28 protein-coding genes are annotated in these 24,855 nt (G+C 65.0%); 13 read left to right on the top strand and 15 right to left on the bottom strand.

What is annotated here, in order from left to right; translation table 11 throughout:
- The first annotated feature begins 229 nt into the window (after nucleotides 1–229).
- Together nadC and BMZ43_RS20985 are read left to right on the top strand one after the other, a co-directional pair.
- The gene (gene nadC, locus BMZ43_RS20990) at nucleotides 230–1,087 is read left to right on the top strand and encodes a carboxylating nicotinate-nucleotide diphosphorylase (RefSeq protein WP_093256284.1); all 858 of its coding nucleotides are present in this window, start codon (nucleotides 230–232) and stop codon (nucleotides 1,085–1,087) included.
- A gap of 109 nt (nucleotides 1,088–1,196) precedes the next feature.
- Nucleotides 1,197–1,418, top strand: a complete 222-nt coding sequence (locus tag BMZ43_RS20985; protein ID WP_017640681.1) for a hypothetical protein — start codon at nucleotides 1,197–1,199, stop codon at nucleotides 1,416–1,418.
- Here the strand turns inward: BMZ43_RS20985 and BMZ43_RS20980 are convergent.
- Together BMZ43_RS20980 and purU are read right to left on the bottom strand one after the other, a co-directional pair.
- Entirely contained in the window at nucleotides 1,406–1,654 is a 249-nt protein-coding gene (locus tag BMZ43_RS20980) for a hypothetical protein (RefSeq protein ID WP_093256281.1), read from the bottom strand. The genes BMZ43_RS20985 and BMZ43_RS20980 overlap by 13 nt on opposite strands.
- On the bottom strand, nucleotides 1,626–2,477 hold the full coding sequence (purU, locus tag BMZ43_RS20975; protein ID WP_017640683.1) for a formyltetrahydrofolate deformylase: 852 nt from the start codon (nucleotides 2,475–2,477) through the stop codon (nucleotides 1,626–1,628). The genes BMZ43_RS20980 and purU overlap by 29 nt, the downstream gene beginning before the upstream one ends.
- Nucleotides 2,478–2,778: 301 nt before the next feature.
- Between purU and mvaT the strand changes: the two genes are divergently transcribed.
- Nucleotides 2,779–3,162 (top strand): histone-like nucleoid-structuring protein MvaT, encoded by a 384-nt coding sequence (mvaT, locus tag BMZ43_RS20970; protein WP_064307916.1) that lies wholly within the window; start codon nucleotides 2,779–2,781, stop codon nucleotides 3,160–3,162.
- Nucleotides 3,163–3,431: 269 nt separating this feature from the next.
- On the opposite strand, the gene sbcB is transcribed toward mvaT, so the two are convergent.
- On the bottom strand, nucleotides 3,432–4,886 hold the full coding sequence (gene sbcB / locus BMZ43_RS20965) for an exodeoxyribonuclease I (RefSeq protein ID WP_093256278.1): 1,455 nt from the start codon (nucleotides 4,884–4,886) through the stop codon (nucleotides 3,432–3,434).
- Nucleotides 4,887–4,995: 109 nt separating this feature from the next.
- Between sbcB and BMZ43_RS20960 the strand changes: the two genes are divergently transcribed.
- The 3 genes from BMZ43_RS20960 to BMZ43_RS20950 are packed head-to-tail and all read left to right on the top strand — an operon-like array spanning nucleotide 4,996 to nucleotide 7,995.
- Nucleotides 4,996–6,213, top strand: a complete 1,218-nt coding sequence (locus BMZ43_RS20960) for a DUF4350 domain-containing protein (RefSeq protein WP_093256276.1) — start codon at nucleotides 4,996–4,998, stop codon at nucleotides 6,211–6,213.
- Nucleotides 6,191–7,186, top strand: coding sequence for an AAA family ATPase (locus BMZ43_RS20955; protein ID WP_093256273.1), 996 nt, complete (start codon nucleotides 6,191–6,193; stop codon nucleotides 7,184–7,186). The genes BMZ43_RS20960 and BMZ43_RS20955 overlap by 23 nt, the downstream gene beginning before the upstream one ends.
- Nucleotides 7,183–7,995, top strand: a complete 813-nt coding sequence (locus tag BMZ43_RS20950; protein ID WP_256563082.1) for a hypothetical protein — start codon at nucleotides 7,183–7,185, stop codon at nucleotides 7,993–7,995. The genes BMZ43_RS20955 and BMZ43_RS20950 overlap by 4 nt, the downstream gene beginning before the upstream one ends.
- Here BMZ43_RS20950 and BMZ43_RS20945 read toward each other — a convergent pair.
- Both BMZ43_RS20945 and BMZ43_RS20940 read right to left on the bottom strand, forming a co-directional pair.
- Complete coding sequence (locus BMZ43_RS20945) at nucleotides 7,980–8,342, bottom strand: PilZ domain-containing protein (RefSeq protein ID WP_093256327.1); 363 nt, start codon at nucleotides 8,340–8,342, stop codon at nucleotides 7,980–7,982. The genes BMZ43_RS20950 and BMZ43_RS20945 overlap by 16 nt on opposite strands.
- A gap of 56 nt (nucleotides 8,343–8,398) precedes the next feature.
- Nucleotides 8,399–8,785, bottom strand: a complete 387-nt coding sequence (locus BMZ43_RS20940; RefSeq protein ID WP_017640690.1) for a tetratricopeptide repeat protein — start codon at nucleotides 8,783–8,785, stop codon at nucleotides 8,399–8,401.
- A gap of 285 nt (nucleotides 8,786–9,070) precedes the next feature.
- Here BMZ43_RS20940 and pyk point away from each other — a divergent pair, with 285 nt between their 5' ends.
- Nucleotides 9,071–10,522 carry a pyruvate kinase gene (pyk, locus tag BMZ43_RS20935; RefSeq protein WP_007162037.1) on the top strand — a complete coding sequence of 484 codons (1,452 nt, stop codon included), beginning with the start codon at nucleotides 9,071–9,073 and terminating at the stop codon, nucleotides 10,520–10,522.
- 94 nt (nucleotides 10,523–10,616) lie between these two features.
- Here the strand turns inward: pyk and BMZ43_RS26590 are convergent, their stop codons facing one another.
- Entirely contained in the window at nucleotides 10,617–10,790 is a 174-nt protein-coding gene (locus BMZ43_RS26590; protein ID WP_173148919.1) for a hypothetical protein, read from the bottom strand.
- 121 nt (nucleotides 10,791–10,911) lie between these two features.
- Between BMZ43_RS26590 and BMZ43_RS20930 the strand changes: the two genes are divergently transcribed.
- The gene (locus tag BMZ43_RS20930; RefSeq protein ID WP_093256268.1) at nucleotides 10,912–13,527 is read left to right on the top strand and encodes a DEAD/DEAH box helicase; all 2,616 of its coding nucleotides are present in this window, start codon (nucleotides 10,912–10,914) and stop codon (nucleotides 13,525–13,527) included.
- Nucleotides 13,528–13,614: 87 nt separating this feature from the next.
- On the opposite strand, the gene BMZ43_RS20925 is transcribed toward BMZ43_RS20930, so the two are convergent.
- Nucleotides 13,615–14,088 (bottom strand): phosphate-starvation-inducible protein PsiE, encoded by a 474-nt coding sequence (locus BMZ43_RS20925; RefSeq protein ID WP_026083802.1) that lies wholly within the window; start codon nucleotides 14,086–14,088, stop codon nucleotides 13,615–13,617.
- A gap of 201 nt (nucleotides 14,089–14,289) precedes the next feature.
- On the opposite strand from BMZ43_RS20925, the gene BMZ43_RS20920 reads away from it, so the two are divergent.
- Complete coding sequence (locus BMZ43_RS20920; RefSeq protein ID WP_093256266.1) at nucleotides 14,290–15,096, top strand: SirB1 family protein; 807 nt, start codon at nucleotides 14,290–14,292, stop codon at nucleotides 15,094–15,096.
- On the opposite strand, the gene BMZ43_RS20915 is transcribed toward BMZ43_RS20920, so the two are convergent.
- The 3 genes from BMZ43_RS20915 to BMZ43_RS20905 all read right to left on the bottom strand — a co-directional run bounded on the left by BMZ43_RS20915 (nucleotide 15,093) and on the right by BMZ43_RS20905 (nucleotide 16,720).
- On the bottom strand, nucleotides 15,093–15,782 hold the full coding sequence (locus BMZ43_RS20915; RefSeq protein ID WP_017640695.1) for an LrgB family protein: 690 nt from the start codon (nucleotides 15,780–15,782) through the stop codon (nucleotides 15,093–15,095). The two genes, BMZ43_RS20920 and BMZ43_RS20915, sit on opposite strands and share 4 nt — an antisense overlap.
- Nucleotides 15,775–16,158 carry a CidA/LrgA family protein gene (locus tag BMZ43_RS20910; RefSeq protein ID WP_026083803.1) on the bottom strand — a complete coding sequence of 128 codons (384 nt, stop codon included), beginning with the start codon at nucleotides 16,156–16,158 and terminating at the stop codon, nucleotides 15,775–15,777. The genes BMZ43_RS20915 and BMZ43_RS20910 overlap by 8 nt, the downstream gene beginning before the upstream one ends.
- Nucleotides 16,159–16,270: 112 nt before the next feature.
- Nucleotides 16,271–16,720 (bottom strand): flavodoxin, encoded by a 450-nt coding sequence (locus BMZ43_RS20905; RefSeq protein ID WP_093256263.1) that lies wholly within the window; start codon nucleotides 16,718–16,720, stop codon nucleotides 16,271–16,273.
- Nucleotides 16,721–16,940: 220 nt separating this feature from the next.
- On the opposite strand from BMZ43_RS20905, the gene BMZ43_RS20900 reads away from it, so the two are divergent.
- The 4 genes from BMZ43_RS20900 to BMZ43_RS20885 all read left to right on the top strand — a co-directional run bounded on the left by BMZ43_RS20900 (nucleotide 16,941) and on the right by BMZ43_RS20885 (nucleotide 18,939).
- The gene (locus BMZ43_RS20900) at nucleotides 16,941–17,501 is read left to right on the top strand and encodes a putative antibiotic biosynthesis monooxygenase (RefSeq protein WP_026083804.1); all 561 of its coding nucleotides are present in this window, start codon (nucleotides 16,941–16,943) and stop codon (nucleotides 17,499–17,501) included.
- Nucleotides 17,502–17,596: 95 nt separating this feature from the next.
- Nucleotides 17,597–18,295 (top strand): dihydromonapterin reductase, encoded by a 699-nt coding sequence (gene folM / locus BMZ43_RS20895; protein ID WP_093256261.1) that lies wholly within the window; start codon nucleotides 17,597–17,599, stop codon nucleotides 18,293–18,295.
- 15 nt (nucleotides 18,296–18,310) lie between these two features.
- Nucleotides 18,311–18,604, top strand: a complete 294-nt coding sequence (locus BMZ43_RS20890; protein WP_093256258.1) for a DUF1244 domain-containing protein — start codon at nucleotides 18,311–18,313, stop codon at nucleotides 18,602–18,604.
- Nucleotides 18,601–18,939: a HopJ type III effector protein gene (locus tag BMZ43_RS20885; RefSeq protein WP_093256255.1), complete on the top strand. Its 339-nt coding sequence runs from the start codon at nucleotides 18,601–18,603 to the stop codon at nucleotides 18,937–18,939. Before BMZ43_RS20890 ends, BMZ43_RS20885 begins: the two co-directional genes overlap by 4 nt.
- Before the next feature lie 59 nt (nucleotides 18,940–18,998).
- Here the strand turns inward: BMZ43_RS20885 and lpxC are convergent, their stop codons facing one another.
- The 5 genes from lpxC to murC form a co-directional block, all read right to left on the bottom strand.
- Nucleotides 18,999–19,913: a UDP-3-O-acyl-N-acetylglucosamine deacetylase gene (lpxC, locus tag BMZ43_RS20880; protein ID WP_017640702.1), complete on the bottom strand. Its 915-nt coding sequence runs from the start codon at nucleotides 19,911–19,913 to the stop codon at nucleotides 18,999–19,001.
- A 109-nt stretch (nucleotides 19,914–20,022) separates the two neighbouring features.
- A complete protein-coding gene (ftsZ, locus tag BMZ43_RS20875; protein ID WP_017640703.1) occupies nucleotides 20,023–21,204 on the bottom strand; it encodes a cell division protein FtsZ in 1,182 nt (393 codons plus the stop codon).
- 53 nt (nucleotides 21,205–21,257) lie between these two features.
- On the bottom strand, nucleotides 21,258–22,502 hold the full coding sequence (gene ftsA, locus BMZ43_RS20870; RefSeq protein ID WP_017640704.1) for a cell division protein FtsA: 1,245 nt from the start codon (nucleotides 22,500–22,502) through the stop codon (nucleotides 21,258–21,260).
- A 16-nt stretch (nucleotides 22,503–22,518) separates the two neighbouring features.
- Nucleotides 22,519–23,373, bottom strand: coding sequence for a cell division protein FtsQ/DivIB (locus BMZ43_RS20865; protein ID WP_017640705.1), 855 nt, complete (start codon nucleotides 23,371–23,373; stop codon nucleotides 22,519–22,521).
- 65 nt (nucleotides 23,374–23,438) lie between these two features.
- The gene (gene murC, locus BMZ43_RS20860; RefSeq protein ID WP_017640706.1) at nucleotides 23,439–24,854 is read right to left on the bottom strand and encodes a UDP-N-acetylmuramate--L-alanine ligase; all 1,416 of its coding nucleotides are present in this window, start codon (nucleotides 24,852–24,854) and stop codon (nucleotides 23,439–23,441) included.
- Between the last annotated feature and the right edge of the window lies 1 nt (nucleotide 24,855).

Raw genomic sequence — 24,855 nt, 5'->3', positions numbered from 1 at the left:
TTGAACAACGTTGGCCGCCCTGGCCGCGAGGTGAAACGTTGTCGATGTGCCATTATTTGCTCTGCTAAGGCATCGACCAATCGGCATCTGCACAGTACATGACAGGGTTCACAAGGCACCTGTCGGTCAGCGCCTGCCCATCAAATAATTCAACGTTGTCTATCTCAGATCGTCAACCTCACCTAAAGTTGCCCGCTCGCCTCCTGCAGCCCCTTTTCGGAGTCTTTTCATGTCCAGCGCTACCCTTGCCGATCTCGCCCAGGTCATCACCGATAACGTCGCCGCCGCGCTGCGCGAAGACGTCGGCAGTGGCGACCTTACGGCGGGCTTGATTCCCGCTCACCAACAGGCGCGCGCGCGGATCATCACCCGTGAAGCCGCAGTGGTGGCGGGTACGGCCTGGGTCGACGAGGTGTTCCGGGTGCTGGATCCCGCGGTCGAGGTCCGCTGGCAGGTGGCGGACGGCGAACGGGTCGCGCCCGACCAGGTGCTGTTCGAACTCCAGGGCCCAGCCCGTGCCTTGCTCACCGGCGAGCGCAGCGCGCTCAATTTCCTGCAGCTGCTGTCCGGCACCGCCACCCGCTGCCGCCACTATGCCGACCTGGTGCAGGACACCGCCGTACGGCTGCTGGACACCCGCAAGACCCTGCCCGGCCTGCGCCGCGCCCAGAAATACGCGGTCACCTGCGGCGGTTGCTACAACCACCGCATCGGCCTGTTCGACGCCTTCCTGATCAAGGAAAACCACATCGCCGCCTGTGGCGGCATCGCCCAGGCCGTGGCCACCGCCCGGCACCTGGCGCCAGGACGCCCGGTGGAGGTCGAGGTGGAAAGTCTGCAGGAGCTGGAACAGGCCCTGACCGCGGGCGCGGACATCGTCATGCTGGACGAGCTGAGCCTGGCCGACATGCGCACGGCGGTCGCCCTGACCGCTGGCCAAGCCAAGCTGGAAGCCTCGGGCGGCGTCAACCAGGACACCCTGCTCGGCATCGCCCAGACCGGCGTCGACTACATCTCCATCGGCACCCTGACCAAGGACGTCAAGGCCATCGATCTGTCCATGCGCATCCTGGATCGAGTGGGATAGGCAAAGGGCGTCGCGGCGGCTAGACTCCGCAGCCGCGCTTCCTGCGCACCGGCTTCGAGCGGTCCTGACGACCGCTCGCCTCTCGCGACACTCGAACAAGATCGAACCCGTGACCAAAGATCAACTTCGCGCTGAACTGGAACGCCAGGCCCAGCGCTATCAGGATGTCTACGGTGGCGAAATCGTCACCTACGCCGCGCAACCCAAGCCCGATCGCAAACCCTGGAAGAAACGGCCGACCGTGCAGGACGAGGTGTTCGCCTCGGAAGTGCGCAAGATCGCCGATCTCAAGGCCAAGACCAGCGCCGAAGCCGCCGCTCAGGACAGCTGAGTCGCGCCCGTATCCCCACTGTCCGGGGCGTTTATCGCGCTGTCCTCGGTGTCTTGTGGTGCCTGCAGTTGCCGCCACAGCGCCGCGGCGGCACTGAAATCGGCGCCGCCCTCCTCCGCCATGGCCTGCAGGTCATAGCGGGCGAGGCAGCCCTCGCCCAGTCGTGGCGGCGCCGCTGCGGTACCCGGCTCCGCAGGACGCTCGCTGTCAGTCGAAGATGACGGTCTTGTTGCCATGGACCATGACCCGCTCTTGCAGGTGGTATCTCAGGCCGCGGGACAGCACCATCTTCTCGACGTCCTTGCCCAGGCGCACCATGTCCTCGACGTTGTCCCGGTGGCTGACGCGTTCCACGTCCTGCTCGATGATCGGCCCGGCATCCAACTCTTCGGTCACGTAGTGACAGGTGGCGCCGATCAGCTTGACGCCGCGCTGCGCCGCCTGGTGATAGGGCTTGGCACCGACGAAGGACGGCAGGAAGCTGTGATGGATGTTGATCACCTGGTGGGCATAGCGTGCGCAGAGATCCGGCGGCAGGATCTGCATGTAGCGCGCCAGGACCACGGTGTCGGCCTGGTGCAGCTCGATCAGCCGCGACACCTCGTCGAAGGCCGGCTGCTTGTCGGCGGGATCGACCGGCACGTGGAAGAAGGGAATGCCGTGCCATTCGACCATGCTGCGCAGGGTGTCGTGGTTGGAGATGACGCAGGGAATCTCGCAATCCAGCTCACCGCTGTGCCAGCGGTGCAGCAGGTCGGCCAGGCAGTGGGATTCGCGACTGGCCATGAGCACCACGCGCTTGCGCTGGGCCGAATCGGTGATTCGCCATTGCATGGAGAATTCCCGCGCAATGGGCGCGAAGGCCTGACTGAAGCCAGCCAGATCGAAGGGCAGTGAATCGGCGCGGATCTCATGGCGCATGAAGAACCAGCCACTCTCCGTATCCGAATGGTGACTCGCTTCGGTAATCCAGCCGTTATAGGTCGCCAGGAAGTTGCTGACCTTGGCCACGATACCTACCCCGTCCGGACAGGCGATCACCAGACGAAACGTTTGCATAGCACAACCTCGAACGAAAAGGGGGCTGCATTCTAGGCGCACTCGCGGGCAGCGTCGAGCGGCGCAAGGGACTGCCGCACATGGCTGTACGGCGACGGTAAAGACTTTGCAAAGGACAAGTAATGGCGGACAAGTTCCACTGTCATCTGGTCGAAAGTTGCACGTCTCCTGGTAACTCCCTTGTTGTGACGACCGCCGCCTTAATTATCGACTTGCCACTCGGACCGTTTACTTATTCCGATAGTCAATCTATGATCGATCCAGACTTTCATCTCTGCATCACTCAGAACAAAGGCCGTTTATGTCGCTCATCAACGAATATCGTCAGACCGAAGAAGCTATCAAGGAACTGCAGGAGCGCCTGAAGTCGCTGCAAGAGGACGACAAACTGCAGCGCGAACTGGAATTCGAAAAGAAACTGCGCGCGCTGATGGGTGAATATCAGAAATCCCTGCGTGACATCATCGGCATTCTTGATACCGAAGCCAAGCCCGCACGCCAGGCGCGCGCTGCTAAGTCCAGCAGCGGCAATACTCCCAAGCGTGCTCGTAAAGTGAAGCAATACAAGAATCCGCATAATGGCGAAGTGATCGAAACCAAGGGTGGCAATCACAAGACTCTGAAAGAGTGGAAAGCCAAGTGGGGTTCGGACGACGTCGAATCCTGGGCAACCCTGCTGGATTGATCAGAAGAAACGCCGGCTAGCCGGCGTTTTTTTCGCCTGTGTGATGCGCGGTTAGCTTGGGCTCCGCCGCTTTAAACCCTGGCGCCGTCTCTGCAGTCTTCACCGTCCCTTCGCGTTGGCAGCCCCTCGAATCACCTTGATCCTGAGCACGGCCCTCTCCTGGCCTGCGCTGCCGCAATAGAGAGCCGGCTGGATTCTGTCCTCGACGTGGTGGTCCAGACTCTTTTTCTGTTAACAAAGGTCTCTGATCGACGCCTGTTATCGCGACTTTATGTCACATCGATAACGGGGTTATCCAACTGTTGCATCACGCCCCTGACATGGGCTGACCAGGCCTCGAGAATCGGCACCAGATCAGCAGCGACCTCAAACCGCAGTTGTTCGGTCAAGGTGAGGAACTGCTTGCAGGTCATATGGCCTTGGCCGTCTTCACCCAGCAGTCGCTGCCGACAGAATTGCCGCCAACGGACACCCTCTTCCGCCGTCAGCAACTCGGAAAAGTTGCGCGCTCGATAACGAAAGAACAGCTCGGGATGCCGCTCATCCTGGAACGCCCACGTTCGACTGCCAAGTTGCTCCGCCGGACACTGCTGAACTTGCTCGCAGAGTTGCCGTTCCTGGGCAGAGATGAAGCCGTCGTACAGTCTCAATTCGGCATCCTGTTCTTGCGCTGTAAAGCCGGACGCCTCAGCATAGAGTGCCTGCACCTTGGGTTGCCAGTGCGCACGCTGGTCGAGCAATTGCCGGACGCGCCGCCAGACGGCTGCCAGATCGAACTGCAGGCGCTCCGTATCCACCGGGCGCAGCACGCTGAAGGGCGCCAGAATCGGACACTTGTTGATCTGTACCAGCTTGAGCGGTACCGGTAGTTCACCCTCGGCCAGCGCCTCCCGCCGGGTATAGAGGCGTTCGCGCAGGGCCTCGACGTCCAGTTCCAGCAACGGCTCCGGCGGCAGACCAAGATCACAGACGATCAGCGCATTGCGATTGACCGGATGCCAGGCCAACGGCAGGACGGGGGCGAGAAAGTGCCGCTCGGCGCTGAAGCGCCCAGAGACATGCAACAGGGGTTCGAGCAGACGAATACGCGTCAGCGCTGCCTTTTTCTGACGCTGCGTCCAGAGATAGTCGTAGAGCTTGGGCTGCCGCTGCTTGACCAGGCGCGCCAGGGCCAGGGTCGCGCGGACGTCCGCCAGGGCGTCATGGGCCTGGGCATGGTCGATGCCATTGGCGACGGTCAGGCGGTCCAGGCGCAGGGAAACGCGCTGCTCCTCCTGCGGCCAGCTCAGGCTCTCCGGGCGAAAGGCATAGAGCGCCCGGATCAGACCGAGTACATCCCAGCGACTGTTGCCCTGCTGCCATTCGCGGGCATAGGGATCATGAAAGTTGCGGTACAGGCTGTGCCGCACCATTTCGTCGTCGAATCTCAGGTTGTTGTAGCCGACCGTGCAGGTGTTGGGACGCCGCAGCTCCTCGTGCAGGCGCTGGACGAAGTCGCGCTCGCGCAGCCCCAGGCGCTGCAGGGTGGCCGGCAGGATCCCAGTGACCAAGCAGGCCGCCGGATGGGGCAGGACATCCTCGCTCAACCGGCAATGCAGATTGAGCGGTGCCTCGATTTCGTTGAGATCCAGATCGGTACGCACCCCGGCCACCTGCAGCGGTCGATCCCGCCGTGGATCGATCCCCGTGGTCTCGAAGTCGTACCAGAAGATACTTTGCGTCACACCGCCCTCTCCTAGAATCGGCGCAGTCTAGCATCGTCGTGCGCCTTGCTCCCGAGCGCCCCCACCCGCTAGGCTCTGGCGTCTGTCTACCCGCGTATCCTCTCTTCCCATGCGTTCAGTCGATCGGCTCTCCGCTCGCTCCAGGTGCCGAGGTATCGCCGCACGCCTGGGTGCCGCCATCTGGGCGCTGACCCTGTCGCTGGCCTGCCTGGCCCAACAGGAGCCGCTGTCCTGCCCCCTGCCGCCGCAGGCCGACAGCGGCCCGGGCAGCCTGCGCCTGACCCATCAGGGACTCGATAGCCACACCGCCCGCCAGCTCGCCACCCAGCTCGCCAGCAGCAGCAACGCCGATCCCCAGGCCCTGGCGGTCGCCTACCTGCAGCACTTCGGCAGCCGGGTGCAACGCGGCCAATCCGAGCAACTCGACGAACTACCCGCCGCAGGCGTCAGATTCTGGCTGGCCGGCAACCCACCGCTGGTGGATTCCCAGGCCCAGGCGTTGCTGGACTGGGTCGAAGCGGGCGGCCATCTGGTGGCCGTCGCCGATGACAGCACCCTGGCGCTCAGCGCGACCCTGGGCGTGCGTCCCATGCCGACCCGCGAGCTGGGCGGCGGCGCCCCGCCGATCATGGCGCTGCCACTCTGGCCCAATCTGACCCAGCTCTATCTCGCCGAGGACGATGCCCCCGCCTATCTCGGCTTCGACGACAGTCGCCACCTGTTCGATGTCGGCGACCAGGCGCTGGCCTGGGCCAGCAGCACCAGCGCCACCCATATGCTGATGCTGCCTTGGGGCGATGGCAGCGTGACCCTGCTGTCGGACACCGACCTCTGGAGCAACGCCCACCTCGGCCAGTACGACAATGCCTGGCTGCTGTGGTATCTGACCCAAGGCGCGCCGGTGACCCTGATCGCTCCCGCGCCGCCGATCCCGCTGTGGCTAGCGGCCTTGCAACGCTATGGCCTGGCGCTTCTGCTGGTGACGCTGGCGACGGGACTCTGGCTGAGACGCCGGCAGCGGGATCCGGCACCTCGTCGCGACCCCGAGCGCTGGCCCGAATTGATCGCCATTCTGCAGCGCGACATCCAGCGCGAGCTGCAGCGCCGCCGTCCCGAACTCGCCGACCAGGGCGTGGCCGAGCGCTGGCAGCATCTTGCGCGGCTGAGCGGCCTGAGTACCCGCGCAGTGGGCGAGGCGATGCGCCCCAGCCCGACGCGCCTTTCCGCTCGTGACTTCACCCGTCGCATCGCCCAGCTGCGCCTGTTGCGCCTGGCCCTGCGCCCCCCGTTCCCGAGGACTTCCGATGACCGACAGCTCCCCTCCTGACGCCGCTCAAGCGGACCCTGGCGAAACCGGCGTCAAGGCCCGCGCCCTGACCCGGCTGCAGGCCCTGCGGCAGGCGCTGCTCAAGGTGCTGCCGCAGCAGGACGCCGCCGTGGAAGGCCTGCTCGCCACCCTGCTGGCCGGCGGTCATCTGCTGCTGGAAGGGCCGACCGGCGCGGGCAAGACGCTGTTGGCCCGCGCCCTGGCCGCCAGCCTGGATGCAGGGTTCGCCCGACTGCGCTGCCATCCGGCGCTGACGCCTGGCGAGGTGGTGGGCGAAATCGTCATGGACGCTGGCAGCGACAGCGCCCGCCTGCGCCGAGGTCCGTTGTTCAATTCCCTGGTGTTGCTCGAAGACCTGCACCGGGCTCCGCCACCGGTCCTCAATCTGCTGGACGACGCCCTGCAAGGTCGCCAGCTAAGCCTGGAAGGCCGCCAGGTACCGTTGCCCGCGCCCTTCATGGTGATCGCCACCCGCAGCCCCGGCAGCGACCTGCCCCTGGCGCTGCGGGATCGCTTCCTGGTGCAACTGCGGCTCGAGTGGCCGGCGGAAGGCCAGGAACTCGCCGCCCTGCGCCAGGCCGTGCAACAGGGTCACACCGATCCCCTGGAAGCGGCAGCCCTGCGCCCGCTGCTGCAGGCGCGCGATCTGCCAGCCCTGCAGCGGCTGGTGGCAGGGATCCCGGCGGCGGAGCCGATCCTCGATCATGCCGTGCGCTTGATCCGTCTCACCCGGGAGTGGCCGGCCTTCGAGCAGGGCGCCGGGCCGCGCGCCGCCCAGGCCTTGCTACGGCTCGCCCAGGCCCAGGCCTTCCTCCGCGGTGGCGACAGTGTGACGCCCGAGGATGTGCGCTCCCTGCTGCCCGCCGTGTTGCGTCTGCGCCTGCGGCTGACGCCGGAGCGCGAATTCGAAGGCGACAGCCTGGACGGCCAGATCCTCAAGCTGCTGGGACAGTGTCCGGCACCGCGCCCATGATCCGGCGCCGCCTGCCGCTGGCGCTGGTCGCCCTGGCGCTGCTGAGCCTGATCCTGGTGGGATTGGCGCCCCTGCGCTGGCAAGGGCTGCCCGCGACCGGCGCCCTGCTGCTCCTGGGGCTGGCCGTCCTCGAATGGCTGAACGCCCGCCGGCTGGGGACCAGGGGGCATCCGTCGCCTCTCGCGCCGGCATCTCGGGCACGCCTGCGGGCGGACACCACCCTGCACCTGCTGATCGCCGACATGGCTACGCCAGGACAAGGAAAAGCCGGCCGGCCCGAAGACCACCACCAGGCGCTGAGCTTCTGGCGGGCCCTGGCAGCCAGTGGCAATGAGGTGCGGCTCTATCGCCTCGATCCCGAACTGCGCCTGCTGGCGGCCGCCACGCCTGATCGCCCCTTTACGCCAGCTGCCCTACCGGAGCTGACTGCAGATGCGACGGCCGACCTCAAGGCGGCGCTGACACGGCTCTGTCGCCAGGCGCAGCCCGGCAGTGTCCTGGTGATCATGGCACCGCTCGATGACAGCCTGGTGGCTTGGCTCGCGCGGCTGGAGCTGGCCCGGCGCGGCCTGCAGCTCTGGCTGGTCGACACCGCGCTACGGCAGATGGCAGAGCCTGGCGACATCCGAACCTGGCGCGATGCCCGACGCTATGCCGCAGCCTGGCAGACCAGCATTGAGGGCGAGCGAATGGCCGCGCGTCTGGAGCGACGAGGAATTCGCTGGCTGCCCCTAAGCGAAACAGCGGATCTACCCGTTCGCCTGCTGCAGCTGTGGAACGCTGGCGAGCGGAATCAGATCGCCGACTGAGAAAGGCGGCCGAAGGTGAAATAGTGCTGCAGTACGCCGATCAACTCGGCGAATTCGGCTGGCGGTTCGGCGACGCTGAAACCCGAGTCATAGTTGCCCGGCGTCACGTCTTCATGACTCCATTGGCAACGGGCGTCGAAGTCGACGAAGTGCAGCTGGCCGTCCTGGCCTGGAATCTTCAGGCGGAGCTCGAAGTGCGCATTCACCAGCATGGGCAACTGGCTGATCATCAGCAGTCCCTCGCGGGAAATGTTGCCGATGTAGCCCATGGGCTTGTCGGTGAAGCGGTTGAACACCTTCAGATAGTAGGGCAGCTGGTGGCGCTCGATACGACGATTCTGAGTCATGGTGCGATTCATCCTGCACACGGTAAAGCCACGTTACCGACAACGTCCTGGAAAGCTCAGCGCTGCGGTAGTTTTCGCACCGGCTGGGGCGTCGCAACGGCCGTTCCGCCATCTAGCCCCAATTGGCGCAGGGTGTCCAGTCGGGCCTGGGCCCGATAGGCGTATTCGCTGGCCGGAAAACGGACCTGGATGAAACGATAGGTCTGGGCCGCGTCGGCGTACAGTTGCTGCTGCTCCAGGCACTGGCCGCGCAGCATGGAAAACTCCGGTTGCAGCCAGGGCCGTGCCCGGCCTTTGCGCTCAGCCTGGGAGATCTGCAGCAGAGCATTGGTGCAGTCGCCTTCGCTGTAGGATTTATAGGCGGCATCCAGATAGGAATTCATCGAAACGCTGGTGCAGCCGCTGAGGCCGAACAGCAGGAACAGGCAGAGATAAGGGCGCATGAAAAGTCCTCCTGTTCGCTAGATCGGCGCCGGGGCCCGCTTCTTGAGGGCAAACGACCATTGGTGTGACAGAGCTGCGAAAAGCCGTCATGTGCTGGCCACGCGACAGCGCTACAATGAGGTGCGCTCCGTGTTCTACGTCGACTCGGCGCCGAGCACCTGTTCACGCTCTCGCGAGCTAGAGACAAACAAGGCATTTCAACGCCGTTTGGCCGACGCGCAGCAGATCCTGAACAAGTTCCGAGGCGTCGACTCATGATTGCAATCCGCTAAAGGAAAGACTGCATGATTTATCGCCGTACCAAGATCGTCGCCACCCTGGGCCCGGCCAGCAATTCTCCGGAAGTCCTCGAGCAGCTCATCATCGCCGGCATCGACGTCGCCCGCCTGAACTTCTCGCATGGCACGCCCGACGAGCACCGGGCTCGTGGTCAGCTGGTACGGGATCTCGCCGCCAAGCACGGTCGCCATGTCGCCCTGCTCGGCGACCTCCAGGGTCCGAAGATCCGCATCGCCAAGTTCGTCAACAAGCGCATCGAACTCAAGGTCGGCGATCCCTTCCGCCTGTCCATCGCCCATCCCCGCACCGAAGGCACCGAAGAAGTGGTCGGCATCGACTACCCGGGCCTGGTCACCGACTGTCGCGTGGGTGACGAACTGCTGCTGGACGATGGCCGCGTGGTCCTGCGCGTGGAAGGCATGACCGCCACCGAACTGCATTGCACCACCCTGATCGGCGGCCCGCTGTCCGATCACAAGGGCATCAACCGGCGTGGCGGCGGCCTCACCGCCCCGGCGCTGACCGACAAGGACCGCGAAGACATCAAGCTGGCCGCCTCCATGGAGGTCGACTACCTGGCCGTGTCCTTCCCGCGTGACGCCGAAGACATGCACGAAGCCCGACGCCTGATGGAAGCCGCCGGCGGCAAGTCCTGGCTGGTGGCCAAGATCGAACGCGCCGAAGCCGTGGCCGACGACGAAGCCCTGGACGGCCTGATCCACGCCAGCGATGCCGTGATGGTGGCCCGGGGCGACCTGGGCGTGGAAATCGGTGATGCCGAGCTGGTGGGCATCCAGAAGCGCATCATTTCCCACGCCCGTCGCCTCAACAAGGCGGTGATCACCGCGACCCAGATGATGGAGTCGATGATCAGCAGCCCCATGCCGACCCGCGCGGAAGTCTCCGACGTGGCCAACGCCGTGCTGGACAACACCGATGCCGTGATGCTCTCCGCCGAGAGCGCCGCCGGCCAGTACCCGGTGGAAGCGGTCAAAGCCATGGCGCGCGTCTGCGTCGGTGCCGAGAAGCAGCCCACCAGCAAGCTGTCCAGCCACCGCCTGGGCCATACCTTCACCCGGTGGGACGAGAGTATCGCCCTGGCCTCCATCTACGTGGCCAACCACTTCCCGGGCGTGAAGGCCATTATCAGCCTGACCGACACCGGCTACACCCCGCTGATCATGTCGCGCCTGCGCTCCTCGGTGCCGATCTTCTCCTTCGCCTCGAGCCGCGCCACCCAGGCCCGCACCGCGCTGTTCCGCAACGTGCACACCATCCCCTTCGACCCGACCACCATGCCGGCGAACAAGGTGAGCCAGGCGGCGGTGGACGAGCTGCTCAAGCGCGGCATCGTCGAGCACGGTGACTGGGTCATCCTGACCAAGGGCGACAGTTACACCAAGCGTGACGGCACCAACACCATGAAGATGTACCGCGTGGGCGACCTGCTGGTCTGATCCCTGCCGCCGGTCCTTGACCGGCGCTGACGAAAAAGCCCCGAACAGGCGACTGCTCGGGGCTTTTTCTTGGACCAGACAAGACCTGGCTGGCCTAGAAACCGCCCAGGGCGAGGTACGCCAGGTGCAAGGCGGCCGCGCCGAGCACGCCCAGGCTGCAAGCGATCAGGATGCCACGCTGCAACGAGCGCAGGCGCCCTTCCCGTCGGGCCTCCAGGCGGCTGGCCTTGATCAGGGCTACGCTGGCTAACGGTTGTTCACGCATCATCTCGCTCCTCACCCCGTTAAATGCACTATATTCTCATTCTCACATAGATCAAGGGAGTCCGACGAGCGTCCGGCCGACTGTGGCAGAATAGCCGGTTTGGTGCGAACAGCCTGGGTGAACGATGGCGTTACGTTTCGAACGGCTCAAGTGGCAGGACTGGAAAGGCGCCTTCACGGAGCGCAACTACGAGCGTGGTCGGCGACTGGCGCTCGACGGCCTGGTGCAACTGCGCTCGGCCGCCAAAGGCCAGCTCTATGCCGAGTGCCACAGCCCGGCCGGGCCGGCCTATCGGCAGGCGATCAGCCTGCGCGCGGGCGAGACCGCCTGGCGGGTCGACGCCCGCTGCACCTGTCCGGTCGGCCGCAACTGCAAGCATGCCGCCGCCGCCCTCATCGAGCTCGAACGGCTGCAACGCAGTGAGGCCGAATTGCCGGCCACGCCGGTCGTCAATCCGGAGCTGCCGCAACCGGTGCTGACCCTCGGCAGCCATACCCAGATCGATTACGACCGCCATATCGGCAAGATGAGGCCCACGGTGCGCCATCGCGCCGCCCTGGCCTTCGCCTATGGCCCACGGCGGCTGTTCGGCGCCCTGCCCCGCACCCCCGATGCCAGCTATCCCACTCGCCAGCTGCAGGCCGAACAACGCTGGCGGCAGACGCTGCTCGATCACGGGCTGCGCCTGGCGACCCGCCGCAGCGCTGCGCTGCCCGAGGACAGTGGCGAGATGTTCGAACTGCCGGACGACCCCGCTTGGCTCAGATTCGTGCAGCAGGTCATCCCCGGCCTGCGCGAAGCCGGCTGGCAGATCGAAGCCCAGCCCGAATTCACCTTCGATCTGACGCCGGTGGCAGGCTGGTACGGCCACCTCGAAGAGGTGCAGGGCCACACCGCCGCCGATGCTCAGTTCGATGTCGAGCTGGGCATCCGCCTGGGCCAGCGCCGCGTCAGTCTGATTCCGCTGCTGATCGACGCCATCCGCCGCGAACCCTCGCAGTACGAACCGGCGATGCTGGCCAAACGCGCCGACGACGAACCCGTGCTGCTGCGCATCGATCCTCCGCGGGTTACCGGCCAGCAGGGCCGGGTGCAACGGGTCGCCGTGCCCCTGGGGCGACTCAAGCCGATCCTGCAGATCCTTGGTGAACTCTATGCCACCGACCGTCTCAGCCAGGACCGTGCCCTGCGCCTGCCGCGCCTGGACGCCGCGCGCCTGGCCGAACTGGACGAGCGCCTGCCGCTGGAATGGGAAGGCGGCGAACGCCTGAGAAGCTTCGCCGAGCGCCTGCGCAGCTATGCCGCCGAGCCGGTGGTCCTGCCGGACACCCTGCATGCCGAATTGCGTCCCTATCAACGCGAAGGCGTGGCCTGGCTGCAGGCCCTGCGCGAACTGGACGTCGGCGGCATCCTCGCCGACGACATGGGCCTGGGCAAGACGCTGCAGACCCTAGCGCACATTCTCGTCGAACAGGCCGCCGGCCGCCTGACCGCGCCGGCGCTGATCGTCATGCCGACCAGTCTGATCCCCAACTGGCAGGACGAGATCGCCCGTTTCGCCCCTGGTCTGCGCGTGCTGACCCTGCAGGGCAGCGCTCGCAGCAGTCGCTTCGAGCGCATTCCCGAGCACGACGTGGTGCTCACCACCTATGCGCTGCTGCCCCGTGATGCCGAGCGCCTGGCCAGCTACGACTTTCACCTGCAGGTACTGGACGAAGCCCAGTCGATCAAGAACGCTGCCACCAAGGCCGCCCAGGCCGCACGCCACCTGCGCGCCCGCCATCGCCTCTGCCTGACCGGCACGCCGCTGGAAAACCACCTGGGCGAACTCTGGTCGCAATTCCACTTCCTGATGCCTGGCTGGCTGGGCGACGAGAAGGGCTTCAAGCAGGCCTATCGCATCCCGGTAGAGCGCGAAGGCGATGTGCAACGCCTGGCGGCGCTCAAGGCACGGGTGCGGCCCTTCATGCTGCGCCGTACCAAACAGCGGGTCGCCAGCGAGTTGCCGCCCAAGACCGAGATCATCCAGCTGGTGGAACTCAGCACGGCGCAACGCGAGCGCTACGAGGACCTGCGGCTGCTGCTGGACGAACGCGTCCGCGCCGAGATCGCCCGCCAGGGCATCGGCCGCAGCCAACTGCTGATCCTCGATGCCCTGCTACGGCTGCGCCAGGTCTGCTGCGATCTGCGCCTGGTGCCAAACGAAGACGACAGCGTGGCCAAGCCCTCGGCGAAACTGGCGGCGCTGAACGAACGACTCGACGCCCTGCTGCCCGGCGGCAGCCGGGTCCTGGTGTTCTCCCAGTTCACCAGCATGCTCGATCTCATCGCCGCCGACCTCGATCAGCGCGGCATCGAGTACGTCACCCTGACCGGCGAGACGCGGGATCGGCGCACCCCGGTGCAACGCTTCCAGAATGGCGAGGTACCGGTGTTCCTGCTCAGCCTCAAGGCCGGCGGCAGCGGTCTCAACCTGACCGCGGCGGATACCGTGATCCACTTCGATCCCTGGTGGAATCCGGCCGCCGAACAGCAGGCCAGCGACCGCGCCTACCGTATCGGCCAGGACCGGCCGGTGTTCGTCTACAAGCTGATCGCCCGCGGCACCCTGGAAGAACGCATCCAGCAGCTGCAACAGGAAAAGGCGCGCCTGAGCGCGGGCATCCTCAGCGAGAACAGCGGCGACTGGCGTCTGACCGAAAGTGACCTGGCCCAGCTGCTGGCGCCACTGGATCGCTAGGCCCCGATCGGCTGGTCATCCTGACGGCGCGGCACCTGGCTCGGCCAGCCGCGTCGCCAGGAGCGAAGCGGATAGGGACTGCGCAAGCTACTTGTCGCCCTCGCCCACCACATCCCCCGTCGCATCGAGCACCTTGCTGGAAGGAAACTTGTTCGAGGCGACGCGGACCGCCAGTACCGAGAGCGACAGCAGAAAGATCCCGCCGCAGAGATACAGCAGCCCGGCATCCGGTGGCCGATGGTGCGAGACATCGCCGATCAGATAGCGGGTCAGGGCAGTGATGGCGATGTAGAGCAGAAAGCGGATGGGCAGGTGGTTTGTCTTGAAGTAGATGCCGACCATGGCACCCAACTCCAGGTAGATGAAGAGCAGGAGAATGTCATCGATGCTCGCCTGGCCTTTGTCGACCATGCCCATGAAGGCCATCACCGAGGCCCAGGCCGTGGCCGCGCCGATGGCGAACAGGCCGAAGTAGTGGAATCCTTCCACCATCAGGTTGCCAAGGGAGTTCGCCCCGTCGTGCATGCGTTTGCGACCGCTGTCTGCCCACTTCATGGCCAGATGCTCCCTGCACAAGGGTGAAGACGTCCATTCGAAGATTCGTCCATGCTGGAATTCCCACTCTCAAGATTGCTCTGGCACCAGCCGTTCTTATAGCGGGAAGCCGGACCGCCGACCAGTGCACAACTGTCGCAGACTGGACGACCACGCGCTGGCAGGCTAAAACCTGAGGAAAAGGCCCCAAGGGCCCTGGAGTCTGCTGTGGACGCGCGTCTATTCTGCCTCGCCTGCCTGGACCGGCCCGATCCCCGGCTGCTGGAAGCCGCCCTGTGGATCGCGGCCGAGCACTATGAACAGATCGATCCCTCCGCCCTGCTGCACTCGCTGGATGAGCTGGCCCTGCGTCTGGTCGCCACCCTGGATGGCGATGCCAGTCACGCCGAGCGTGCCCAGGCCTTGTTACGGCAACTGTGCGATGCCGGCTTTCGCGCTGCCGAGTGGCCCCTGAATCCCACCGCCGCCCTACTCGATGAGGTTCTGGCGCGACGGCGCGGCCAACCCCTGTCGATCGCCCTGGTGGCCCTGGAACTGGCCCGACGCCTGGAGATCGACCTGCAGGGCATCGGTTTTCCCGGCCATTTCCTGCTGCGCGTGCCGGGCGCGGATCACCTGCTCGAACCCTTCGGCGGGCGACGCCTGTACATGAACGACTGCCGCCAACTCCTGGTGGATCAATTCGGCCCCACCGCGCAGTTGCAGGCCAGCTACCTGGCGCCCCTGGGGCCGCGGCAGATGATGCAGCGCCTCTCGCGCAATCTGCGTGAATTGCATCGCCAGAGCGACCAGCCGCTGGCCGCGCTCAAGGATGCCCAGCGCGTCATCGAACTGGGAACGGTCGGGGTCATCGATCATCTGGCGCGCGCCGATCTGTACCGCCAACTCGACTGCCCCCAGGCCGAGCGCTACGACCTGCAGCACGCCCTGCTGATCAGCGAAGACGATGCCGAACGCGAGCAGGTACGGCGGCGACTGGAGCAATTGAGCGCCCCTTCCGCCACCCTGCACTAGCCGCGCAGCAGCCAGAGCACCAGCTGCGCACCGAGCAGATTGCTCAGGCCGGCCAGTACCATGACCAGGCCGGCCACAGTGCCCTCTTCCAGGCCGACCTCGTAGGCCTTGCTGGTGCCCACGCCATGGGCGCCCATGCCGAACAGGGCGCCACGGGCCAGCGCCGACTTGAGCGGCAGCAGCTTGATCAGCAGGCTGCCGAGGATGGCCCCACCCAGTCCGGTGATCATCACGAAGGCCGCGGTCAATTCGGGGACGCCGCCGACGGTCGCGGACATCGGCATGGCGAAGGGGGTGCTGATGGAGCGCGGCAACATGGACAGCAGCACCCGGTCGTCGAGCAGCAGCAGCCGGGCCAGCAGCCAGGAACTGCCGATGGCCACACCGCTGCCGACGCAGAGTCCGGCCAGCAGCGCCTGCCAGTAGCGCGCCAGCAAGCGGCGTTGCTGCCAGATCGGCACGGCAAAGGCCACCGTCGCCGGTCCCAGCAGGGTGATCAGCCAGTGGCTGTAGTGGGCGTATTCGGCATAGCTCACCTGCTGCCAGAGGGTGGCGGCATAGAGCAGCACCGTGACGAAGATGATCGGACTGACCACATACCAGCGCAACCGGGCATAGAGCAGTCGACTCACCACATAACCCGCCACCGTCAGCAGCAGCCAGAAGAGTCCAGGCAGATCAAGCATCGCGACGCCCCCGGCGGCGGAACATCCAGTCCACGGTATAGGCGGTGGCGACCATTGTCAGCACGGTGCTGAGCAGGATCGCCAGCAGGATGCGCACGCCCTCCTGCCGCAGCAGCGGGCCATAGTCGAGCAGACTCAACAGCGCGGGAATGAAGAACAGCAGCATTTCGCCCAACAGCAGGCGCACGCCGCCCTGTAACCACTCGGGCTCGACGATGCGCGCGGCCAGCAGCAACAGCAGCATGGCCAGCCCTACCACACCGCCCGGTACCGGCAAGACGAAGGAGGTCGCCAGCCAGGTACCCACGCCCCACAGCGCGCCCAATCCGCACAGCTCCAGAGCCAGGCGTAGATATCTATTCACCCAGGGCTCCATCTCAAACAGTCATCAGGCGCTCAAGGATACCGAGGCTGAGGGGACGAGGACAGCCAACCGGGCCAGGCGGCGGGATCAGGACGGGTAAAGCAGCTTTGCCGCCTGGGCAAGATCAGCCCAGTGCGGCGATGACCTCGGCGACCCAGCGCTCGGCATCTTCGTCCGGCGTCACCGTTTCGCTGGCGTCAATGCGCAGCATGGGCAGCAGTTCGCGCAGCCCCAGCTCGGCGAACAACTCCTGCATCAGCTCGCCGCCACCGCAATAGGTGTCGCCATAGCTGGAATCACCCAGGGCCAGCACGGCGCCGGGCCGTCCGGCCCAGGGCGGCAGCCGATCGCGCAGCTGGAAATACAACGACTCGAGATTGGCGGGCAGTTCGCCCATGCCGGTGGTGGAGGTAATGGCCAGCAAGGCTTCGGGTGCGAAGGCCTCTAGGCTGGCGAGATCGGCATTGGGCTGGTGCCAGACCTCATGGCCTGCCGCGCTCAGCCGCGCCTTCACCTGACGGGCGATATCTTCCGCGGCGCCATAGACCGAGCCATTCAACAGTGCGACTTTCATACAGACCTCTTGCGTGGAATCCCGCCCAGTATGCCTGGCCCGGCAGGGCTTGGCGCTCCGTCAGCAAGACGCCTCCGCTGGCAACCCCCGCTGCAGCCAAGGGTCTCAAGGCTTGTTATGCTAGCGCCGCCTGCTACCCCAGGCGTTTTCGCCACCTGTCCGCCTACCCGGCGGCATGACGGCATCCGGCCTATCCGGCCCGATCGCCCGGAGTTGGAGCATGAATCAGCCTGTTACCCTCATGGTCGCGCGGCGCGTCGCGGCCGGCCAATACGACGCCTTTCTGGTCTGGCTGCGCGAAGGCGAAGCCCTGGCCACCGGGTATCCCGGCTATCTCGGCTCGGGTGTCCTTACCCCGCCACCGGGCGACAACCTGGTGCAGATCATCTTTCGCTTCGCCTGCCCCCAGACCCTCGACGAGTGGGAACACTCGGACACCCGGCGCCTCTGGCTGGAGCGTGGCCAGGGCCTGTTCGAAGCGCCCCAGGCACGACGGGCTCAGGGCATGGACGACTGGTTCGGTGCCGGCCTCCAGCCGCCGCCGCGCTGGAAGCAGAGCATCGCCGTCTGGCTGGCGTTCTTTCCCATCTCCCTGCTGTTCAATGCCGCCTTTGGCGATTATCTGGCGCATCTGCCGTTGCTGCCACGCATCCTGCTGAGCACCCTGATCCTTACCCCAGTGATGGTCTGCGTCTTCATTCCCCTCATCACCCGGGCGTTGAAGGGCTGGCTGCACAACGCCTCATCGCGGGCCAATGGCTGGCGAGGCAGCGCTCGCTAGGTCGATAGCGGATCAGCCTGCATCCTGACGAGTCGAATGCGTACAATAGCGGCCAGCCTCATGACCGCTTCGCTCATCAGGATCGGGTACCCTTCATGTCCGCAACCCTTCCCCTTCTGGTCACCGGTGCCAATCGCCGCGTCGGTCTCGCCTTGACCCGCCGGCTGCTGGCCGAGGGCCAACCCGTCATTGCCGTCTATCGCGACGATCCCGGCCCCTTGCGTGACCTCGAGCTCGAAGCCTATCAGGTCGATCTGACCGAAGAGGCGCAGCGTGACACCCTGCTGCAGCAGCTCCATGAACGTCACCCCGCACTGCGCGGTATCGTGCACAACGCCTCGGTCTGGGCTGAAGATGGCCTGGACAATCTGCGGCTGCTCTATCGCCTGCATCTGGAAGCGCCCTATCACCTCAACCTGGGCCTGCAAGATCTGCTCTTGGCCGCACCCCGGGCCGACATCATCCATATCGGCGACGACAGCGCGACCCGTGGCAGCCGCAATCACATCGGCTACGCCGCCACCAAGGCCGCCCTGCACAATCTGACCCTGTCCTTTGCCGAGGCCCTTGCCCCCACGGTGCGGGTCAACACCATCGCGCCAGGGCTGCTGATCTTCAAGGAAGGCGCCGACGAGGCCTATCGCCAGGCGACCCTGGACAAGGCGCTGCTGGATTTCGAACCCGGCGCCGACCCCATCGTGGATACCGTGCTCTATCTGCTGTCGACCCAGTACGCGACCGGCAGCACCTTCACCCTCAACGGCGGGCGCCACCTGCGCCATGGCCGTCGCTAGCAAGAGGAATCAGTCATGACCGAACAAGACCGCCTGGAACTGGAGGCCGCCGCCTTCCGCACCCTGGTCGAGCACCTGCGCAAGCGTACCGATCTGCAGAACATCGACCTGATGAATCTGTCCGGCTTCTGCCGCAACTGCCTGTCCAAGTGGTACAAGGCCGCCGCCGACGACAAGGGTCTGGAGCTGAGTCTCGATGACGCCCGCGAGGTCGTCTACGGCATGCCCTATGCGGACTGGAAAGCCCAGCATCAGACCGAGGCCTCCCCGACCCAGGCCGCGGCCTTCCAGGAGCAGCAGCGCAAATGAGCGACCTCTCCCGCTTTCGCGCCAGCCTGGCCCAGGGCGATCACGCCTTCGCCGACACCCTGGCCTTCGTCGCCGAGCACTATCACTACCAGCCCACCGCCTTTCGCAACGGCGGGGTGGACAATGCCGCCGGCCAGAACGAAGGCTCCTGCAAGACCCTGGGTCTGGCCAGGCTCGAAGGCCTGAGCGATGAGGAAGCCCTGCTGGCCTTTGGCGAGCACTACCGCAGCGTGCTGCAGACGCCGGAGGGCAGCGATCACGCCAACATCCGCGCCCTCGTCGCCCAGGGCCTGGCCGGCGTGAGCTTTCAGGGCGAGCCCCTGACGCGTCGCTAGACCTTTCGGCGATCATAAAAAAAGCCCTGCGAATGCAGGGCTTTTGCTTGGGACCGGGCTCAGACGGCAGCCGCAGGTCTCATATAGGAAATGGGTGCCAGACCGGAGTCTTCGAAGGTCACCACTTCCCAGGCATCACGATCGGCCAGCAGCGCACGCAGCAGGCGATTGTTCATGGCATGGCCGGACTTGTAGCCGCGGAATTCGCCGATGAGGCTCTTGCCGAGCAGGTAGAGGTCGCCGATGGCGTCGAGGATCTTGTGCTTGACGAATTCGTCTTCGTAACGAAGGCCGTCTTCGTTGATCACACCCTTCTCGTCCACCACGATGGCGTTGTCGACGCTGCCACCCAGGGCCAGGTTGTGCGAACGCAGGAATTCCAGGTCACGCATGAAACCGAAGGTACGGGCACGGCTGACTTCCTTGAGGAAGGAGGTGCTCGAGAAATCCACCGAGGCCTTCTGGGTACGGTTGTTGACCACCGGGTGATCGAAGTCGATCTCGAAGGTCACCTTGAAGCCGTCGAAGGGCACGAAGGTGGCGCGCTTGTCACCGTCGACGACGCTCACTTCACGCTTGATGCGGATGAACTGCTTGGCCGCTTCCTGCTCCTGCAGCCCCGCGGACTGGATCAGGAACACGAAGGGACCGGCGCTGCCGTCCATGATCGGGACTTCGACCGCGGACAGCTCGACGTAGGCGTTGTCGATACCCAGACCGGCCATGGCCGACAGCAGGTGTTCAACGGTACCGACCTTGACGCCACTGTCACTGAACAGATTGGTCGACATGGTGGTTTCACCCACGTTCTCGGCCCAGGCCGGGATTTCCACGACCGGATCGAGATCGGTGCGACGGAACACGATCCCCGTATCGACGGGAGCCGGCTTCAGGGTCAGGTACACCTTCTCCCCGGAATGCAGGCCGACGCCGGTGGCGCGAATGGTGTTCTTGAGGGTGCGTTGTCTAATCATGCCAGGGCCGCTCGGTCGCAGGGTGCGAATGGTGTTCAACGAAGTCGCGATGATAGCAGAAGCGAAAATCGATGCCCACTAATCACACCCTGGCTTGTGATATACCCGATCAATCAGCCTGACGACGCAGGAAGGCCGGGATGTCCAGGTAGTCCAGGTCGTCGTTGGGATTGACCTTGGTCGCCGCTGCCGAGCCGCCATGCTGCTGGCTGCCACGACCGGAGCGCATCGAGGTCGGGTACTTGAGGTCGTCGTAGTTGACGGGAGCGGTTTCCTGACGGGCAGCGGCCAGGGTCTGAGCGGTGTTGTCCACCACCTTGACCGGCTTCTCGATGCGCGCGCCCAGGCCGGTGGCGACCACGGTGACGTGCAGCTCGTCGCGCATTTCCGGATCGATCACCGCGCCAACCTTGACGGTGGCATGTTCGGAGGCGAAGTCCTCGATGATCTCGCCGACGGCGGCGTATTCACCCAGGGACAGATCCAGGCCAGCGGTGATGTTGACCAGGATGCCGCGGGCGCCGTGCAGGTTGACGTCTTCCAGCAGCGGGTTGCGGATGGCGGCTTCGGTGGCTTCGCGCGCACGGTTCGGACCGCTGGCGTGGCCGGTACCCATCATGGCCATGCCCATCTCGCCCATCACGGTCTTGACGTCGGCGAAGTCGACGTTCATCAGGCCGGGACGCTGCATGATGTCGGAGATACCGCGAACGGCGCCGGCGAGGACGTCGTCAGCCTTGGCGAAGGCGGCCAGCAGGCTGGCGTCCTTGCCCAGAATGGTCAGCAGCTTCTCGTTGGGGATGGTGATCAGCGAGTCGACACATTCGGACAGGGAGCGAATGCCTTCGTCGGCGACCTGCATGCGCTTGCGGCCTTCGAAGGGGAACGGACGGGTGACCACGGCAACGGTCAGGATACCCATTTCCTTGGCCACTTCAGCGATGATCGGCGCGGCACCGGTACCGGTGCCACCGCCCATGCCGGTGGTGATGAAGACCATGTCGGCACCTTCGAGGACTTCGGCGATGCGCTCACGATCTTCCATGGCCGCCTGGCGGCCGATTTCCGGGTTGGTGCCGGCACCCAGACCCTTGGTGACGCCTGGGCCGAGTTGCAGCACGGTACGGGATGTGACGTTCTTCAGGGCCTGGGCGTCGGTATTTGCACAGATGAATTCGACGCCTTCAACACCGCTTTTGACCATGTGGTTGACGGCGTTGCCACCGCCACCGCCCACGCCGATGACTTTGATCACGGCGCTTTGTGGAATGTTGTCTACGAGTTCGAACATGGTCCCCTCTCTTCCTTTCGGATCTTCGCCTACTGCCGCGGTTTAATTGTGAATTACAAGTTGCCCTGGACCCAACGCTTCATGCGTTCCAGGACTGTGGATTTGGTTTCGCTGCTATATCCGCCAGAAACAACCGGCAAAGGATCGGTCTGCTTTTGCAGACCATAGAGCAACAGGCCGACGCCTGTGGAATAGATCGGGTTGCTGATTACGTCAGTCAGACCCTTGACCGTCTGGGGCACCCCCAGGCGTACCGGCATATGGAAAATCTCTTCCGCCAGTTCGACCGCGCCTTCCATCTTCGCAGTACCACCGGTGAGTACGATCCCAGCGGGGATCAGATCCTCGTAACCACTGCGGCGCAGTTCCGCTTGCACCAGTGTGAATAGCTCATCGTAACGGGGCTCGACCACTTCCGCGAGGGCCTGACGCGACAATTCTCGCGGCGGACGATCACCTACACTGGGCACCTTGATGGTTTCGCCCGGTCCAGCCAGTTTCGCCAAGGCACAAGCATACCGAATCTTGATTTCTTCGGCATATTGCGTCGGGGTTCTCAAGGCCATGGCAATGTCATTTGTGACTTGGTCGCCAGCAATGGGTATTACCGCCGTATGGCGGATGGCGCCTTCGGTAAAGATGGCTATGTCGGTAGTGCCGCCACCGACATCCACCAGGCAGACGCCCAGTTCCTTTTCGTCGTCGGTCAGTACCGAATAGGCCGAGGCCAACTGTTCCAGAATGATGTCGTCGACTTCCAGGCCGCAACGGCGAACACATTTCTCGATGTTCTGCGCGGCGTTGACGGCGCAGGTCACCACATGGACCTTGGCTTCCAGGCGCACGCCGGACATGCCCAGGGGCTCGCGTACCCCTTCCTGGTTGTCGATCACATAGTCTTGGGCCAGGGTGTGCAGTACGCGCTGGTCGGCGGGAATGGCCACCGCCTGGGCGGCATCGAGCACCCGCTCGATGTCCGCAGGACTCACTTCACGGTCGCGGATCGCCACGATGCCGTGGGAATTCAGGCTGCGGATGTGATTGCCGGCAATACCGACGAAGGCCGAGTGGATCCGGCAACCGGCCATCAGCTGGGCTTCTTCGATGGCCCGCTGGATCGAGGCGACGGTGGACTCGATGTTGACCACCACGCCCTTCTTGAGCCCGCGCGACGGATGGGTGCCGATCCCGACGATCTCGATCTGACCATCGGAAGACACCTCGCCGACCAGAGCCACGACCTTGGAAGTGCCGATGTCGAGGCCGACGATCATCTTGCCGCTTTGCACGCTTGCCATAGTAAAAAACTTCTCCTCAATGCTTGGCCGGTTCGGTCACGGGGGTGGCGGCGACAGCGGGATCACGCCAGGCCACGGCCAGACCGTTCGGATAACGCAGATCGATCCGCGCGATATTGTCCATCTGTGCCTTGAGCACCTGATCGTACAGGCGCATGAAGCGCCGCATCTTTTCCACCAGCTGGTCGCGGCCGAACACCAGTTCCAGGCCCTGACCGGTGGTGAGGTACCAGCTGCCACGCTCGTGCATTTCCAGACGCGCCACGGTGTAACCGAGCGGCCGGAGCATCTGGCTGAACATCTGGTACTGCTGCATCACTTGCTGCTGGGCCCGCTTGGGGCCGTACAGCCGCGGTAGATTGTCATAGTTGGCCAGATCCTGCGGGGCAAAAGCCTCACCCTGGTTGTTCAGCAGCGCCTCGTCGCCCCACCGGGCGATGGGCATCTGCTCTTCCAGGCGGATGCTGATCTCGTCCGGCCAGACGCGGCGCACCTCGGCATGGGCGATCCACGGCATGGTTTCCAGTTCATGGCGCATGTCGGCCAGGTCGACCTGGAAGAAGGTGGTGCCGACGAAGGGCGCGATCCGTTGCTGCACCGCCGCCTGGCTGATGTAGGAGAGATCGCCCTTGACGCTGACCTTGGCGATCGGCCGGTCGGCATAGGGCAGCAGCCGCTGGGCGCCTTCATAGGTGCCGAAGCCCAGCCCCAGCAGCAGGAACGGCCAGAGGATGCGCTTGAGCAGACCCAGGCTGGGACGCGGCAGGCGCGTCGACAGCGGCTCTTCGGCGACCAGACGACTGGCTCCGCGTTGCTCGACGTTGCGCGACCGACCGAAGCCGGGCTGGTTGTGACGTAGGGTGGCGACCAAGGTTCAGCCCTCCACGTGCGCGCCGGCAACAGCGGCTGCCGGCAAGGGGTTGTACGGATGACGGCTCATGCCGAACTCCCGGCGGTCGCGGCGGTGGCGAACAGCGGGTGGTTGAGCAGTTGCGGTGCCAGTGCGCCGATGTCGCCCGCGCCCTGGCAGAGCAGGATGTCGCCCGGGCGCAGCAGCGGCTTGACCAGCGGGGCGATGTTGCTGCCGCGCTCCACATAGATGGGATCGAGCTGACCGCGCTGGCGGATGCTGTGGCAGAGCTGGCGGCTGTCGGCTCCAGGAATGGGTTCTTCGCCGGCCGGATAGACTTCCATCAGCAGGAGGACGTTGGCATCGGCTAGCACCTGGACGAAGTCTTCGTAGAGATCGCGAGTGCGACTGAAGCGGTGCGGCTGATAGACCATCACCAGCCGGCGCTCGGGCCAGCCACCGCGCACGGCCTTGATCACCGCGGCGACTTCGCGCGGGTGGTGACCGTAGTCGTCCACCAGCATGACGCTGCCACCGGCGACCGGCAGTTCGCCGTAGACCTGGAAGCGCCGCCCTACCCCCTGGAAGCCGGACAGGCCATTGAGGATGGCCTCGTCACTGACGCCTTCGTCGGTGGCGATGGCGATGGTGGCCAGGGCGTTGAGCACGTTGTGCACGCCCGGCATGTTGACCGAGACCGCCAGGGGCGCACGGCCCTCGCGCAGCACGGTGAAATAGGTGCGCATGCCGTCCTGGCGGATGTCCACGGCGCGCACGTCGGCGTCCTCGGCGGTGCCGTAGGTGACGGTGGGCCGGGCGACCTGGGGAATGATCTCGCGCACCACCGGATCATCGACGCAGAGCACCGCCAGGCCATAGAACGGCAGGTTGTGCAGGAAATCGACGAAGGTGCGCTTGAGCCGATTGAAGTCACCCTCGTAGGTGCTCATGTGGTCGGCGTCGATATTGGTGACCACGGCAACCATGGGCTGCAGGTGCAGGAAGCTGGCGTCGCTCTCGTCGGCCTCGGCGATCAGGTAGCGGCTGGTGCCGAGCTGGGCATTGGTACCGGCGGCATTGAGGCGGCCGCCGATGACGAAGGTCGGGTCCAGGCCCTCGGCTGCGAACACCGAGGCGATCAGACTGGTGGTGGTGGTCTTGCCATGGGTACCGGCGACGGCGATGCCGTGGCGATAGCGCATCAGCTCGGAGAGCATCTCGGCGCGGGGCACAACGGGAATGCGCTGCTCGAGGGCGGCGGAGACCTCGGGATTGGATCTGTTGATGGCGCTGGACACCACCAGCACGTCGACCTGATCCAGGTTCTCGGCGCGGTGGCCAATGTAGATGCGCGCGCCGAATTGCTGCAGGCGCGCGGTCACCGCGGATTCCTTGAGGTCCGAACCCGAGACTTCATAGCCCAGGTTCAGCAGCACCTCGGCGATGCCGCACATGCCGACGCCGCCGATACCGACGAAGTGGATGCGGCGGATGCTGCGCATG

This window comes from Pseudomonas sp. Snoq117.2 (genome assembly GCF_900110545.1).
Taxonomy (GTDB): domain Bacteria; phylum Pseudomonadota; class Gammaproteobacteria; order Pseudomonadales; family Pseudomonadaceae; genus Chryseomonas; species Chryseomonas benzopyrenica.
The sequence above is the reverse complement of the archived record's forward strand: the minus strand, read 5'-3'. Positions and strand labels throughout refer to the sequence as shown.

Coding starts and splice junctions, on each gene's coding strand:
- BMZ43_RS26590 (WP_173148919.1), bottom strand. CDS start 10,790: ATGATGCGTGAACAACCGTTAGCCAGCGTAGCCCTGATCAAGGCCAGC.
- BMZ43_RS20945 (WP_093256327.1), bottom strand. CDS start 8,342: ATGACTCAGAATCGTCGTATCGAGCGCCACCAGCTGCCCTACTATCTG.
- BMZ43_RS20915 (WP_017640695.1), bottom strand. CDS start 15,782: ATGCTTGATCTGCCTGGACTCTTCTGGCTGCTGCTGACGGTGGCGGGT.
- BMZ43_RS20955 (WP_093256273.1), top strand. CDS start 6,191: ATGACCGACAGCTCCCCTCCTGACGCCGCTCAAGCGGACCCTGGCGAA.
- folM (WP_093256261.1), top strand. CDS start 17,597: ATGTCCGCAACCCTTCCCCTTCTGGTCACCGGTGCCAATCGCCGCGTC.
- BMZ43_RS20885 (WP_093256255.1), top strand. CDS start 18,601: ATGAGCGACCTCTCCCGCTTTCGCGCCAGCCTGGCCCAGGGCGATCAC.
- BMZ43_RS20905 (WP_093256263.1), bottom strand. CDS start 16,720: ATGAAAGTCGCACTGTTGAATGGCTCGGTCTATGGCGCCGCGGAAGAT.
- BMZ43_RS20940 (WP_017640690.1), bottom strand. CDS start 8,785: ATGCGCCCTTATCTCTGCCTGTTCCTGCTGTTCGGCCTCAGCGGCTGC.
- BMZ43_RS20890 (WP_093256258.1), top strand. CDS start 18,311: ATGACCGAACAAGACCGCCTGGAACTGGAGGCCGCCGCCTTCCGCACC.
- nadC (WP_093256284.1), top strand. CDS start 230: ATGTCCAGCGCTACCCTTGCCGATCTCGCCCAGGTCATCACCGATAAC.
- BMZ43_RS20910 (WP_026083803.1), bottom strand. CDS start 16,158: ATGGAGCCCTGGGTGAATAGATATCTACGCCTGGCTCTGGAGCTGTGC.
- pyk (WP_007162037.1), top strand. CDS start 9,071: ATGATTTATCGCCGTACCAAGATCGTCGCCACCCTGGGCCCGGCCAGC.
- ftsA (WP_017640704.1), bottom strand. CDS start 22,502: ATGGCAAGCGTGCAAAGCGGCAAGATGATCGTCGGCCTCGACATCGGC.
- murC (WP_017640706.1), bottom strand. CDS start 24,854: ATGCGCAGCATCCGCCGCATCCACTTCGTCGGTATCGGCGGCGTCGGC.
- ftsZ (WP_017640703.1), bottom strand. CDS start 21,204: ATGTTCGAACTCGTAGACAACATTCCACAAAGCGCCGTGATCAAAGTC.
- BMZ43_RS20950 (WP_256563082.1), top strand. CDS start 7,183: ATGATCCGGCGCCGCCTGCCGCTGGCGCTGGTCGCCCTGGCGCTGCTG.
- BMZ43_RS20930 (WP_093256268.1), top strand. CDS start 10,912: ATGGCGTTACGTTTCGAACGGCTCAAGTGGCAGGACTGGAAAGGCGCC.
- mvaT (WP_064307916.1), top strand. CDS start 2,779: ATGTCGCTCATCAACGAATATCGTCAGACCGAAGAAGCTATCAAGGAA.
- BMZ43_RS20960 (WP_093256276.1), top strand. CDS start 4,996: ATGCGTTCAGTCGATCGGCTCTCCGCTCGCTCCAGGTGCCGAGGTATC.
- purU (WP_017640683.1), bottom strand. CDS start 2,477: ATGCAAACGTTTCGTCTGGTGATCGCCTGTCCGGACGGGGTAGGTATC.
- lpxC (WP_017640702.1), bottom strand. CDS start 19,913: ATGATTAGACAACGCACCCTCAAGAACACCATTCGCGCCACCGGCGTC.
- BMZ43_RS20900 (WP_026083804.1), top strand. CDS start 16,941: ATGAATCAGCCTGTTACCCTCATGGTCGCGCGGCGCGTCGCGGCCGGC.
- BMZ43_RS20980 (WP_093256281.1), bottom strand. CDS start 1,654: ATGGCAACAAGACCGTCATCTTCGACTGACAGCGAGCGTCCTGCGGAG.